Origin of the sequence: Phytopseudomonas daroniae (assembly GCF_004327285.1) — a bacterium.
GTDB lineage: Bacteria > Pseudomonadota > Gammaproteobacteria > Pseudomonadales > Pseudomonadaceae > Aquipseudomonas > Aquipseudomonas daroniae.
In genome coordinates this window covers 126753-139408 of the sequence record NZ_QJUI01000016.1, presented here as the reverse complement: position 1 = coordinate 139408, position 12656 = coordinate 126753, and the positions used below count along the sequence as shown (strand labels likewise).

General features: G+C 61.4%; 13 protein-coding genes. 4 read left to right on the top strand and 9 right to left on the bottom strand.

Annotation, left to right across the window (positions count from 1 at the left end):
* Nucleotides 1–214: 214 nt before the first annotated feature.
* A complete protein-coding gene (gene norR, locus DNK06_RS18550) occupies nt 215–1777 on the bottom strand; it encodes a nitric oxide reductase transcriptional regulator NorR (RefSeq protein ID WP_131181475.1) in 1563 nt (520 codons plus the stop codon).
* A gap of 157 nt (nt 1778–1934) precedes the next feature.
* Here norR and hmpA point away from each other — a divergent pair, with 157 nt between their 5' ends.
* Nucleotides 1935–3116, top strand: coding sequence for an NO-inducible flavohemoprotein (gene hmpA / locus DNK06_RS18545; protein ID WP_131181482.1), 1182 nt, complete (start codon nt 1935–1937; stop codon nt 3114–3116).
* A 4-nt stretch (nt 3117–3120) separates the two neighbouring features.
* On the opposite strand, the gene DNK06_RS18540 is transcribed toward hmpA, so the two are convergent.
* Both DNK06_RS18540 and DNK06_RS18535 read right to left on the bottom strand, forming a co-directional pair.
* Nucleotides 3121–4341, bottom strand: coding sequence for a CaiB/BaiF CoA transferase family protein (locus DNK06_RS18540; protein ID WP_131181474.1), 1221 nt, complete (start codon nt 4339–4341; stop codon nt 3121–3123).
* 93 nt (nt 4342–4434) lie between these two features.
* Entirely contained in the window at nt 4435–5616 is a 1182-nt protein-coding gene (locus DNK06_RS18535) for an acyl-CoA dehydrogenase (RefSeq protein ID WP_131181473.1), read from the bottom strand.
* 158 nt (nt 5617–5774) lie between these two features.
* Here DNK06_RS18535 and DNK06_RS18530 point away from each other — a divergent pair, with 158 nt between their 5' ends.
* The 3 genes from DNK06_RS18530 to DNK06_RS18520 all read left to right on the top strand — a co-directional run bounded on the left by DNK06_RS18530 (nt 5775) and on the right by DNK06_RS18520 (nt 8622).
* On the top strand, nt 5775–6719 hold the full coding sequence (locus DNK06_RS18530; protein WP_131181472.1) for a LysR family transcriptional regulator: 945 nt from the start codon (nt 5775–5777) through the stop codon (nt 6717–6719).
* A 249-nt stretch (nt 6720–6968) separates the two neighbouring features.
* Nucleotides 6969–8078, top strand: coding sequence for a DUF5924 family protein (locus DNK06_RS18525; protein ID WP_131181481.1), 1110 nt, complete (start codon nt 6969–6971; stop codon nt 8076–8078).
* The gene (locus tag DNK06_RS18520) at nt 8017–8622 is read left to right on the top strand and encodes a hypothetical protein (RefSeq protein ID WP_131181471.1); all 606 of its coding nucleotides are present in this window, start codon (nt 8017–8019) and stop codon (nt 8620–8622) included. Before DNK06_RS18525 ends, DNK06_RS18520 begins: the two co-directional genes overlap by 62 nt.
* On the opposite strand, the gene DNK06_RS18515 is transcribed toward DNK06_RS18520, so the two are convergent.
* From DNK06_RS18515 to DNK06_RS18490, 6 genes are all read right to left on the bottom strand, one after another.
* Nucleotides 8604–9833, bottom strand: a complete 1230-nt coding sequence (locus DNK06_RS18515) for a nucleoside recognition domain-containing protein (protein WP_131181470.1) — start codon at nt 9831–9833, stop codon at nt 8604–8606. The genes DNK06_RS18520 and DNK06_RS18515 overlap by 19 nt on opposite strands.
* Before the next feature lie 137 nt (nt 9834–9970).
* Nucleotides 9971–10432 carry an inhibitor of vertebrate lysozyme family protein gene (locus tag DNK06_RS18510; protein ID WP_423228069.1) on the bottom strand — a complete coding sequence of 154 codons (462 nt, stop codon included), beginning with the start codon at nt 10430–10432 and terminating at the stop codon, nt 9971–9973.
* A 13-nt stretch (nt 10433–10445) separates the two neighbouring features.
* Entirely contained in the window at nt 10446–10610 is a 165-nt protein-coding gene (locus tag DNK06_RS18505) for a DUF1328 domain-containing protein (protein WP_013789335.1), read from the bottom strand.
* A gap of 61 nt (nt 10611–10671) precedes the next feature.
* A complete protein-coding gene (locus tag DNK06_RS18500) occupies nt 10672–10941 on the bottom strand; it encodes a hypothetical protein (RefSeq protein ID WP_131181468.1) in 270 nt (89 codons plus the stop codon).
* A gap of 217 nt (nt 10942–11158) precedes the next feature.
* Nucleotides 11159–11590, bottom strand: a complete 432-nt coding sequence (locus tag DNK06_RS18495) for a PA2169 family four-helix-bundle protein (protein WP_131181467.1) — start codon at nt 11588–11590, stop codon at nt 11159–11161.
* Nucleotides 11591–11679: 89 nt separating this feature from the next.
* Complete coding sequence (locus DNK06_RS18490) at nt 11680–12531, bottom strand: BON domain-containing protein (protein WP_131181466.1); 852 nt, start codon at nt 12529–12531, stop codon at nt 11680–11682.
* Nucleotides 12532–12656 lie beyond the last annotated feature (125 nt).

Sequence of the window (12656 nt, the reverse complement as noted above, 5' to 3'; positions counted from 1 at the left end):
CTGTCGATGCAGGCGCATTCTACTCGAATTCGTCGTCCGTGCAACCTTTATTTTCGTCTAACTACCTGATTAACAAGGAATTTTCAGATCAGGCCGCGCCGGAAGTGGTGCGCATTATAGGCAACCTATTTCTCAGGTCAACGGTTTATTTCACCAGACTGTAATAAAACGGCTTTTCCGGCTTATCTATATATAAGCAGCGTTCTTAGTCCCACTACCTGAGCCCCAGACGCCTGGCCAGGCGCTGCAGGTTGGCCCGATCAACGTCCATCTCGCGCGCCACATCGGCCCAGCGCCCAGCATGGCGAGCAAGTGCCGCCTCTATAAGGCGCCGCTGGTACTCATCCACCGCGTCACGCAATCCCGAACCAGGCGATTGCAGCTCCGATGCGGCGACCTGGAGATTCTCGTCTTCCATATGCACCATTGAGGACGGATGCAGATCCAGCGCACGGCTATCGATAGTGAGGATCTGCGGACGCTCCACGCAGGCCGACAAGGCCTTGATAGCCGCACGGCCGATCAGGTGTTCCAGCTCTCGGACGTTTCCTGGCCAATCGTGTTGCAGCAGCGTCTTCTGAGCATCTGGCGCGAGACGCAAGCTACGCAGCCCCAAGCGAGCCCGGTTGTCCTCGAGGAAGTAGCCGGCGAGCAGCAGCACATCACGGCCCCGCTCACGCAGCGCAGGGACTTTCAGGGGATAGACGCTAAGACGGTGATAGAGGTCGGCCCGGAAGCGTCCGGCGCGTACCTCCTCCGCAAGGTCGCGATTGGTCGCCGCCAGCACCCGCACATCCACACGATGCTCACGATCCGATCCCACTCGCTGCAGTTGCCCGCTCTGCAACACCCTCAGCAGCTTGGACTGCACCGCCAGCGGCAATTCACCGACCTCGTCGAGAAACAGGGTGGCGCCATCGGCCACTTCGAACTTGCCACGCCGCTCACTGACAGCGCCCGAGAACGCCCCGCGAACGTGACCGAACAGCTCGCTCTCCACCAGGGTATCCGGCAACGCCGCACAGTTGATGCTGACCATTGGCCGCGAAGCGCGGGAGGAAGCGGCATGCAGCGCCTCGGCCACCAGATCCTTGCCCACTCCGGTTTCACCGCTGATCAATACGGTCAGGTCACTGCTACCGACCAGTTCGATCTCCTGCAACAACGCCTTGTGCCTTGGGCTCTGGCCGATCATCTCCCGTGGCCGCACGCCGCCAGCGGCCTGTTTATAGAGTTCGGCCCGCCGCTGTTCGTCTTCCACGCGCCCCAGCAAAAGGCTGATGCGCTCGCTGGCCGCCACCGTCGCAGCCGCCAGACTGGCAAAAGCCTCCAGCATGCCCAGATCGACACGACCAAAACTGCTCGACTGCAGAGAGTCCAAGGTCAGCAGCCCCCAGATCCGCTCCTTTATATAGAGCGGGCAGCCCAGACAGTCGTGTACTTCCAGATGCCCGTGCTGCCCTTCTAGCAATCCGTCATAGGGATCGGGCAGTTCGCAGTCCGCGGCGAAGCGCGTCGGCCCACGGTGCTGCAACAACTCATGCAGACGTGGATGCTCGCTCACCTTGAAGCGTCGCCCCATGGTATCGGCGCTGAGCCCTTCTACGGACAGCGGTACCAAGACATCCCCATCGAGCCTGAGCAATGCCACGGCATCACAGGGAAACAGCTGCCGCAGCACTGCCAATAAACGCCGATAGCGTTCGCTCTCCGGCAAGTCGCGAGACAGATCATCGACCAGTGGGAGGAGAGCGACGAGCATAGGATTAGAAGTCATAAAGACACCGAAAGAGTCATAACGACACATCACAGCAAGAGTCAAAAAGACTCATAGCACGCGCAAGCCCAGTAATCCAGCGGCTTTGCGAGTTGGCACGGGATCTGTAATGACAAAGGCAGACAACACTCATGCCCTGCGACAGGAATTCATCACCATGCTGACCAGCCAACAACGCACCATCATCAAAGCCACCGTCCCATTACTGGAAACCGGCGGTGAAACCCTGACCCGACATTTCTACGCCATGATGCTGGAGGAGTATCCCGAGGTACGCCCGCTGTTCAACCAGGCTCACCAGGCCAGTGGCGACCAGCAGCGCGCGCTGGCCAATGGCGTACTTATGTATGCCCGACATATCGACCAGCTCGAAGCGCTCGGCCCGCTGGTCGGGCGTATCGTCAACAAGCACGTGGCACTGCAAATCCTGCCGGAGCACTATCCCATCGTCGGTGCTTGCCTGCTGCGCGCCATCCGCGAAGTGCTGGGCGAAGAAATCGCCACCGATGAGGTGATCGCCGCCTGGGCCGCTGCTTATGGGCAACTGGCAGACATCCTGATCGGCGCAGAGGAAAGCGCTTACCGCGAACATGAGCAGGCGCCCGGCGGCTGGCGTGGCTCGCGGGACTTCAAGGTGGTAGCCAAGACAGTGGAAAGCGAGGAGATCATCTCCTTCCTCCTGGCGCCCGTCGATGGCGGCGAGGTGCTGATTCAACAGCCCGGCCAGTACATCGGCCTGCGCATGGTCATCGACGGCAAGGAGCATCGCCGCAACTACTCGCTGTCCGCCCAGGGAAACGGCCGTGAATACCGCATCAGCGTCAAGCGCGAGGCCGACGGTAAGGTTTCCAACTATCTGCACGACCACATCCAGGTCGGTGACACCCTGGAACTGTTCCCACCGGCCGGCGATTTCGTGCTGCGCCAATCGGACAAACCACTGGCGCTGATCACTGCGGGTGTGGGCATCACCCCGGCGCTGGCAATGGTCGAAGCCGCCCGTGAGAGCGGACGCCCCATCCACTTCATTCACTACGCCCGCCATGGCGGCGTACATGCCTTCAAGAAGTGGATCGAAGCGCAGAGTCGCGATTACCCGCAGATCAGCTACCGCTTCTGCTACAGCGACCCGCGCGACGGCGACCAGTCTCATGCCCAAGGCCTGATCAGCCGCGAGCAGTTGGCCGAGTGGCTACCTGAAGAGCCGGACATCGACGCCTACTTCCTCGGGCCCAAGCCATTCATGACCCAGGTGAAGCGGCACTTGCAGGACATCGGCGTGCCCACCACCCAGTGCCACTACGAATTCTTCGGCCCGGCCAGTGAACTGGAGGACTGAGGGATCAGATCACCCCAGAATTGCGTAGCACAGCGATCTGCTCGGCTTCCAGGCCGAGCACTTCCGTCAGCACGCGCTCGGTATGCTCGCCCAGCAGCGGCGGCGCCTGGCGGTATTCGACCGGGCTGGCCGACAGGCGTAGCGGACTGGCCACCTGCGGCGTGCTGCCCGCCAGTGGATGCGGCAGATCGATACGCAGCCCTCGGGCGATAACCTGGGGATCGGCGAACACCTGAGCCAGATCGTTGACCGGTCCGCACGGCACGCCAGCCGCTTCCAGTACGCTCACCCATTCGGCAGTGCTGCGGAACACCGTGGCCTGGCGGATCAGCGGAATCAGCTCGGTGCGATGAGCGACGCGCTGACCGTTGCTGGCGAAACGGGGATCGACGCCCCACTCGGGATGCCCGGCCACTTCGCAGAACTTGCGAAACTGGCTGTCGTTACCGACCGTGAGGATCAGGTCGCCATCGGCGGTAGGGAACGCCTGATAAGGCACGATATTCGGGTGCGCATTGCCCAGGCGCTTCGGTGAGACGCCGGTAGTCAGGTAATTCATCGCCTGATTGGCCAGGCAGGCGACCTGCACGTCGAGCAACGCCATGTCGATGTGCTGGCCTTCGCCGGTCTTCTCGCGGTGCGCCAGCGCCGCCAGCACAGCGACGGTCGCATAGAGGCCGGTAAGGATATCGGTCAGCGCCACGCCGACCTTCACCGGCCCGCCGCCTTCGCTATCGCCCGGCTGGCCGGTCAGGCTCATCAGGCCACCGAGCCCCTGGATCATGAAGTCGTAGCCGGCCCGCTTGGCATAGGGACCGCTCTGGCCAAAGCCGGTGATGGAGCAGTAGATCAGCCGTGGATTGATCGCCTTCAGGCTGGCGTAGTCCAGCCCGTAAGCGGCCAGGCCGCCGACCTTGAAGTTCTCGATAAGGATGTCCGACTTGCCTGCCAGCTCGCGCACCAGGCGCTGACCTTCCACCAGGGTAAAGTCGAGGGTCAACGATTGCTTGTTGCGGTTGGCCGAGAGGAAATAGGCCGCCTCGCTGGTATCACGTCCCTCATCGTCGCGCAGGTAGGGCGGCCCCCAGTGACGGGTGTCGTCGCCGACTTTCGGGCGCTCGACCTTGATCACCTCGGCGCCAAGGTCTGCCAGGTTCTGCCCACACCAGGGCCCAGCGAGCACGCGGGAAAGGTCGAGAACACGGAGATGCGACAGAGCGGTCATAGAGAACCTCAAGCTGCAAGCCTCAAGTGGAAGCGAATTGAGGCCAGTGGTTGTCTTTGCTCTTCCTTGCGGCTTGGAGCTTGTGGCTTGCCGCTAGAAAAAAGCCTGAATACCGGTCTGCGCGCGGCCGAGGATCAGCGCATGCACGTCATGGGTGCCTTCGTAGGTGTTCACCACTTCGAGGTTGACCAGGTGCCGGGCCACGCCGAACTCGTCGCTGATGCCGTTACCGCCGAGCATGTCACGGGCCAGACGGGCGATATCCAGCGCCTTGCCGCAGCTGTTGCGCTTCATGATCGAGGTAATTTCCACCGCCGCGGTGCCCTCGTCCTTCATCCGCCCCAGGCGCAGACAGCCCTGCAGAGCCAGGGTGATTTCGGTCTGCATATCGGCCAGTTTTTTCTGGATCAGCTGGTTGGCGGCCAGCGGGCGACCGAACTGCTGACGATCCAGGGTGTACTGGCGCGCCGTGTGCCAGCAGGCCTCGGCGGCACCCAGCGCTCCCCAGCTGATGCCGTAACGGGCAGAGTTGAGACAGGTGAACGGGCCACGCAGGCCGCGCACATCCGGGAAGGCGTTCTCTTCGGGGCAGAACACGTTGTCCATGACGATCTCGCCGGTGATCGAGGCGCGCAGGCCGACCTTGCCGTGGATCGCCGGGGCCGCCAGCCCTTCCCAGCCTTTTTCCAGCACGAAACCGCGGATCTCGCCGGTGTCATCCTTGGCCCAGACCACGAAGACGTCAGCGATCGGGCTGTTGGTGATCCACATCTTGCTGCCGCTCAGGCGATAGCCGCCGTCGACCTTCTTCGCCCGGGTGATCATCGAGCCCGGATCGGAGCCATGATTGGGTTCGGTCAGGCCGAAACAGCCAATGTATTCACCGGAGGCCAGCTTGGGCAGATACTTCTGCCTGGTGGCTTCGTTACCGAACTCAAAGATAGGCACCATCACCAACGACGACTGCACGCTCATCATCGAGCGATAGCCGGAATCGATGCGCTCCACTTCGCGGGCGATCAGCCCGTAGCACACATAGTTGAGGCCACTGCCGCCGTAGGCTTCGGGAATGGTTGCGCCGAGCAGACCGGTGTCGCCCATCTCGCGGAAGATCGCCGGGTCGGTCTTCTCATGGCGGAAAGCTTCGAGTACCCGCGGCGCCAGCTTGTCGGCGGCGAACTGCTCGGCACTGCCCTGCACCATGCGTTCTTCTTCGGTGAGTTGCTGATCCAGCAGCAGCGGGTCGATCCAGTTGAAGCTTGCCTTGGCGGCCATCGCAGAATCCTCGTGCATATAGAGTTCTTATTGGACTTAGCCTAGGCAGCTACCCGCCACTCGGCAAACGAGTAATTCGCATGATGCTGTGCGAAAAGCTCACTCTGAGATAGTCTAAGCACCTGATAAGAGCACCAATTAGTGAGGCTTTTGCACTCATGCGCCGCAAGATTCCCAGTACAGCAGCCCTGATCGCATTCGAGGCCTCGGCACGCCATCAGAGCTTCACCCGCGCTGCGGACGAGCTGGCACTGACCCAGGGTGCCGTCTGCCGGCAGATCGCCGGGCTGGAAGAGTTTCTCGGCGTGGAGTTGTTTCGCCGCTCGCGGCGCGGCGTGCTGCTAACCGAAGCGGGCACCGCGTACGCCCGCAAGGTCGCCGCCCAGCTCGATGCCGTAGAGCGCGACACGCTGGCGCTGATGGGTTCGCAAGGCGCCATGAGCCTCGAACTGGCGGTGGTACCGACCTTTGGTACGCAATGGCTGCTGCCCAGGCTCAAGAACTTCCAGCGCCAGCACCCGGAGGTGACGGTGCACCTGACCAACCGCACCCGGCCGTTTCTTTTCGCCGATACCGGTTTCGACGCGGCGATCTACTTCGGCGATGGCGACTGGTCAGGTACCGAAACGCACTTCCTGATGCACGAACACCTGATACCGGTGTGCAGCCCAGCCCTGCTGCATGGCCAGGCCGCCAGCGCCGAGCGGATCGCCGAACTGCCGCTGTTGCAACAGAGCACCCGGCCCTACGCCTGGCGTCAGTGGTTTGCAGCACAGGGGCTGAATGTCGGCCGCGACATGACCGGCCCGCGGCTGGAATTGTTCTCCATGCTTGCCCAGGCTGCCTGCCACGAGATGGGCGTGGCGCTAATCCCACCGTTTCTGATCCAGCGCGAGCTGGCCGACGGCAGCCTGGTGGTCGCCCTCGACCGCCCGGTGCCTGACAACGGCCGCGCTTATTACCTGACCGTGCCGGAACGCAAGGTCGAGTCCACGGCGCTCAAAGCCTTTCGCGACTGGCTATTGGGTGAAGCGCAGCAGTATCAGGCAGTGGAGCTGAGCAGCGATGTACGGCGGCAAGGAGACGGTCGCGGCCTTTCGTAGGGTGGATCGGGGCGCGTAGCGGATGCTTTACCTACGCGGCCCGACCCGTCCACCGCTTACGATCGTAATGGTGGACAAAAAGAGCGTTGGCTACGCGCCCCGGTCCACCCTACGTCGCTTTCGCGTTCAACCGGCCAGACCGCAACGCAGCGAACATCTGCCACGGCTGATCGGCGGGAACCTCAGTCACAGACAAATGCAGTATCCTGCGCATCGCTCTTGGTCACTGCCAGAACCGCCTTGTCTCTTATCGCCTCCAGTAAAAACCTCGTCTTGCGGATCATCGCGCTCATACAGCGCCACCCCGGCGTGGTCGCGATTTTCGGTTTCCTGTCCGGGGTGGCGAGCTTCGTACTGGTCGACCGCCAGGCCGGGCTGGCCAAGGTACTGGCTCTGGTGATGCTGGTCAGCTGGTTATGGCTGATCCTGGAGAACATGCTGCGCGAGCGCATCGCCGCCCGCTTCGGCTTCGAGCTGCCGCGACCGTTGCTGCGCTACGCCACCCAGATGATCCACCAGGAAAGTCTGTTCTTCGTTCTGCCGTTCTTCTTCATCACCACCACCTGGAACAGTGGCCAGGCGATGTTCAGCGGGCTGCTGGCAGCCGCGGCACTGGTGTCGATCGTCGATCCGCTGTACTACAAGTGGTTGGCACCACGGCGCTGGATCTTCCTTGCGTATCACACGCTGGCATTGTTCGCCGTGCTGCTCACGGCGCTGCCGATCATCTTCAAGCTCAATACCACCGAGAGTTATCAACTGTCGCTGGCGGCGGCCGTGCTGCTGTCGTTCCCCAGCCTGTTCAGTATCATCACCGTGCGTAAATGGTGGCGCGGCCTGTTGCTGATCGGCCTGACCCTTGCCATCGGTACCTTCGGCTGGCTGGCGCGGGCCTGGGTGCCGCCGGCCACCCTGTGGCTGACCGAGGTGGCGATCACCACCGAGTTCGACAATCAGAATCGCTCGCCGGGCGAAGGCCTCGAAGCGTTGAGCGCCAGCCAGCTGCGCAGCACCGGCTTGTACGCCTACACGGCTATCAACGCACCACGCGGCCTCGACGAACGCATCTATCACGTCTGGAAGCATGACGGTCGTGAGCTGGAGCGCATCGCCCTGGATATCCACGGCGGACGTGAGAAGGGCTATCGGGCCTGGACGCACAAGAAGAACTTCCCGCAGAACGTGGAAGGCAGTTGGCAGATTCAGGTACTGACCGAGGCCGGACAGATGATCGGTGTGCTGCGTTTCGAGGTAACGCCCGATGCCGCCCCGCAGACAGGCAATCAAGGAGGATTGAATGAACCGCTACCTGAGCAGCCCCCTGCTGCTGATCCTGACACTGACGATCAGCGCCTGTGACAACCAGGCCGCGCTCTCCGGCGAGGAGCGCGGGCTACTGCTCAACGACAAGGATTTCGCTCACTTCAGTATCGGCAAGGGCGGCCACTACACCAAGAGCGTGCAGTACCTGACCCGCACCGTGGAACTCAGCTACACCCACAACCCCGGCCAGGGCTTTTACCTGTACAGCGCCGTGAGCATCCATCCCACTGCTGGAGATGCGCTGATCAATGGCTATGCGGGCAATGTCGGCGCCAGCTATTCGCTGGAGAGCAACGGCCTGGAGAAGCGCGCCCTAGCCCTGAGTCCGGACTACGCCAGCGGCTCCAGCCTCGATCTGCTGAGCAAGGACGGCGAGCCGGTTGGCAACCTGTTCTTCACCCACGCGGCGAACAAGAGTGTGTTCATTCTGTTCACCGGGGTGTACTTCGAGCAGGCCGAAGACTTCGAGGATTTCATCGCACCGCGCCTGCAACGGATACGCGAGTTCAAGAGCCGCGATCCGCTGCTTAGCTGGGTTGGCGGCCTATTCGGCAGCAGCTCTCAGCCGAAGAACCAATAGCACACGGCAATCGCGGCGACCACGCCGGAAAACTCTGCCAGCAGTGCACAACCCACGGCATGCCGCGCGCGCTGGATACCCACTGCGCCGAAATACACGGCCAGCACGTAGAACGTGGTTTCCGTACTGCCCTGGATAACCGCCGCGGCCAGGGCCGGGAAGCTGTCGACGCCCTGGCTCTGCATGGTTTCGATCAGCATCGCCCGCGCCGCACTGCCGGAGAATGGCTTGACCATCGCCGTAGGCAACGCGTCGACGAAGCGGGTGTCCCAGCCACCCCAGGCAACGATCCAGCGGATACCGTCCAGCGCCAGCTCCAGAGCGCCGGATGCACGCAGCACACCGACCGCACAGAGCATCGCCACCAGATACGGCAGCAGGCTCTTGGCCACGTCGAAACCTTCTTTGGCCCCCTCGATGAACTGCTCGTAAACCTGCACCTTGCGCAGCGCTCCGATCACCACGAAGGCAACGATCACCCCGAACAGCGTCAGATTACCGAGCAGCGACGACAACGCCGCCAGCGCCGTGGCAGACATACCGGCAAGCAGCGCCATGAAACTGCCGAGCAGCAGCGCGCCGGGAATCATATAGGCCAACACCACCGGATCCCACAGGCGCAGGCGCTGCATGATGGCCACGGAGAACAACCCGACCAGAGTCGAGACACTGGTCGCCAGCAGGATCGGCAGGAACACCAGGGTCGGGTCGGGTGCGCCTTGCTGGGCGCGGTACATGAAGATGGTGACCGGCAGCAGGGTCAGGGACGAAGCGTTGAGAACCAGAAAGAGGATCTGCGCATTGCTCGCCGTGGTGCTGCTCGGATTGAGATCCTGCAAGGCACGCATGGCCTTGAGGCCGATGGGCGTGGCGGCGTTGTCCAGGCCCAGGCCGTTGGCCGCGAAGTTCATGGTGATCAAACCAAGGGCCGGATGGCCGCGCGGCACCTCAGGCATCAGCCGGGCGAACAGAGGGCCGAGCACGCGTGCCAGGGCATCCACCAGGCCAGCTTTCTCGGCGATGCGCAGCAGCCCGAGCCACAGGGTCAGTGTGCCGAACAGCAGCACCATCACTTCGACCGACAGTTTGGCCATGGCGAACAGGCTTTCCACCATCGCACCGAATACTGCCGGATCGTCGGCCAGCAGCCAACGGCTGAACCCCGCTACCGCCGCTACCACGAAAAAGCTCAGCCACAAGCCGTTGAGCATAGGTCACCCCCTTGAACATAGCGGCTGATGATAACGCGGCTACGGCAGGTAAGTGGGAAGCTACCGGCTAGTCGTATGTGGGGATTTGTCGGGATGAGTAGATAATGCAACGGCGCCAGAAGGCGCCGTCAGGAGCATCAGTACCAGTTGGGGTCTTTCTTCAACTGTTCCTGTAGCAGTTGCTTGATTCCGTCGTCCGGCTCACCGAGCCAACGCAGATCAGCATGCTCACTGGGTGTCTTGTCCTCGGGTAAACCTTCGGGCAACTGCACCCAGAGCGCGTAGGCATCGTCCTTGTCCGGGGTGAAGGCGACGTAAAGGCGCTGGTTGAAGCAATTGGATGTTTCGCACAACTGCCCGACCAGATACGGGTCGCCGTCTTCCTCCAGCGTTTTCATGGGCATGGCCACGCCGCTGAGGTTGATTATCCATTCGGGTAAGCGCTCCTCATCCTGGATCAGTTCCTTCCAGGCTTCACGATAGTCCGGGTTACTGCCGAGCAGTTCGTTCAGGCGGAACTCACCATCCGTATTGGCGGCCAAGGCCGCCGCGCTGCCGCCCAGCATCAGGGCGGCAACGAGCGTCGTGAATCGATTCATCATCATGCCTCGACTAGCCCCGTGGGCGGCGACCCATGATGAACGAAACGATGAACATGACCAGGAACACCACGAAAAGGATTTTCGCGATACCTGTGGCAGTGCCCGCGATACCACCGAAGCCCAGAACGGCAGCGACAATGGCGATGATCAGAAAGGTAATAGCCCAACTCAGCATGGCGTTTCTCCTTGGTTTTTTGAGGTCTTACGGGTGTAGCACTTGGGAATCAGCAGGCGTTTCAAAACACCCAACGGGTTTGCTTGGCCGGCGCTTCCACGGCTTCGATACGCACCCAATCACCTGTGGTCTGCACGCTTACAGTCTGCAAGGAGGCTGGAGCAGCGGAGACGGTGGCAGGTTGAATGATGGCCGGCACATGGGCCTGGCTGGAAACTTGTGGCGTGGCAGCCTTCGGCTCGGGAGCTTTCAACGACACGCTCATCAACAGGATCAGAACAGCGGCGACTGCAAGGATCAGAATCTCGGTGTGGGCGCGTTGAAGGTTCATGTGAAGCTCCTCAAAATCGTTGTCGAACGGCCTGGCGTTCTCTTCATGAGTTAAGGATTGCAGCCTGCGTGCCAGCTCTGAATAAAAATAAAAAACATATAAATCAACTGCTTATAAAATAAAAACAATTGCCATTATTGGCATCCTGCACGATCACGTTACAAAGCTCGGGCGTTCTGCACGACACCAATGACGGCACATCCCTGTGCCGATCGGGTTACATGGCGTGCTTCAGGTCGCGCATGCGGTCATGACAGGCACGAATCTTGGGCATTTCCACAGCCAGGAGCGCACGTACATCCGGCTCGGCGCTTTCCAGCGCGTCCTCGAAGGCGTGCAGGATGCGATCCTCTGCTTCTTCCAGTTGCGCCACATAGGTAGCTTCTTCATCGCTGGACAACGTTGCGCGAGCATCGGCATAGGCCTGGCGCAGCTTGCCAACCACTGTGCCACTGGAGGTGGGCTCCTCCTGATTGGCCGCGACCTTGACCGACAGAGCCTGGATAACCTGGTTCTTGGTTTGCGACATGTCGCGGAACAGCGCCTGCAGGCGCACATCCTTGACCTCGCCGTAGGCATGCTCATAGAAACGCTGGCCGTCACGGATGATGGCGATCAGTTCGTTCAGTTGATCGGTCTTGTTGCTCATGGCGGTACTCCTGTTTCTTCATAGGCAGTGCCGTCGGCGTCACTGCATAAACCGGCGGTCGCGACCGACCACCTCTCTTGATGCTCTTTTTAGCTGGCGATGCGCAGGGCGTCGGCATCGACGCCGCGCACGCCGCGGATATTGCGTGCGGTTTCCACAGCCAGGCGCTTCTCGGCGTTACTCAGCACGGTGCCACTGAGGCTCACGAAACCGTCGCGGGTCTCGACCTTGATGTTCAGGCTGTCGAGGTTGCGGCTATAGAGGAAACTGGACTTAACCTTGCTGGTGATCCACGAATCGCTGATCGAGGCAGCGGCGTCGTTGGCTGCGTTCTGCGCCTCGGCCGAGGTGCTGTCTGCCGTACTGATGCTCAGGTGGTTGTGGACTTCACGAACCCCTTCGGTATTGGTGACCAGCTCACCGGCCAGTTCCTTGGCCACCGGCGTACCGGCATTGCCGCTCAGGCTGACCACGCCGCTTTCGGCGCGCACCTGTATATCCAAGCCCTCGGTGTTGCTGTTCCACAGCAGCTTGGATTTCACCGTAGCCGCCAGGGTGGCATCATCGAAGCGCTGGGCCAGGGTCTTCTCGGTAGTGATCCGTGCCTGCTCGTCGACCATGGGCACCTCGAGGCCTGGATCGACCTCGAGATCGTTGTTCACATCACGAACGCCATCGATGTTGCCCGCCAGCTCGGCAGCCAACTCACGCTCCGCGGTGTTTTCCACCACGCCCTTGAGCGTGGCTCTGCCATCCTCCACGGAAACCTCGATCTCGAAGGGGTTCAGGTGTCGGTTAAGGGCGAACGCCGTATCGATGGCACCCTGCTGCCGGGCATCGCTCAACTGCCGGCTAATACCCTCCTCAGCCGCATGGGCGAGCGGAGCCAGGGTGATAAGACCGGTGATGGCCATGGCCAGTGCGGATTGTCTCAACAGCATGTAACGCCTCCTCCTAGGTTCAAAAATGCCGCAGCAAAGCAGCCATGGAGATGTCGCAAGTGCTATGCCAGCCGCCCAAAAAATAAAAACCAACTAAAATCAGCCGTTTAAATCCAAAGCATGGC

Bases quoted from the DNA above. Each gene is read 5' to 3' on its own strand.
- norR (WP_131181475.1), bottom strand. From the start codon at position 1,777: ATGACTTCTAATCCTATGCTCGTCGCTCTCCTCCCACTGGTCGATGAT.
- hmpA (WP_131181482.1), top strand. From the start codon at position 1,935: ATGCTGACCAGCCAACAACGCACCATCATCAAAGCCACCGTCCCATTA.
- DNK06_RS18540 (WP_131181474.1), bottom strand. From the start codon at position 4,341: ATGACCGCTCTGTCGCATCTCCGTGTTCTCGACCTTTCCCGCGTGCTC.
- DNK06_RS18535 (WP_131181473.1), bottom strand. From the start codon at position 5,616: ATGGCCGCCAAGGCAAGCTTCAACTGGATCGACCCGCTGCTGCTGGAT.
- DNK06_RS18530 (WP_131181472.1), top strand. From the start codon at position 5,775: ATGCGCCGCAAGATTCCCAGTACAGCAGCCCTGATCGCATTCGAGGCC.
- DNK06_RS18520 (WP_131181471.1), top strand. From the start codon at position 8,017: ATGAACCGCTACCTGAGCAGCCCCCTGCTGCTGATCCTGACACTGACG.
- DNK06_RS18515 (WP_131181470.1), bottom strand. From the start codon at position 9,833: ATGCTCAACGGCTTGTGGCTGAGCTTTTTCGTGGTAGCGGCGGTAGCG.
- DNK06_RS18510 (WP_423228069.1), bottom strand. From the start codon at position 10,432: ATGAATCGATTCACGACGCTCGTTGCCGCCCTGATGCTGGGCGGCAGC.
- DNK06_RS18505 (WP_013789335.1), bottom strand. From the start codon at position 10,610: ATGCTGAGTTGGGCTATTACCTTTCTGATCATCGCCATTGTCGCTGCC.
- DNK06_RS18500 (WP_131181468.1), bottom strand. From the start codon at position 10,941: ATGAACCTTCAACGCGCCCACACCGAGATTCTGATCCTTGCAGTCGCC.
- DNK06_RS18495 (WP_131181467.1), bottom strand. From the start codon at position 11,590: ATGAGCAACAAGACCGATCAACTGAACGAACTGATCGCCATCATCCGT.
- DNK06_RS18490 (WP_131181466.1), bottom strand. From the start codon at position 12,531: ATGCTGTTGAGACAATCCGCACTGGCCATGGCCATCACCGGTCTTATC.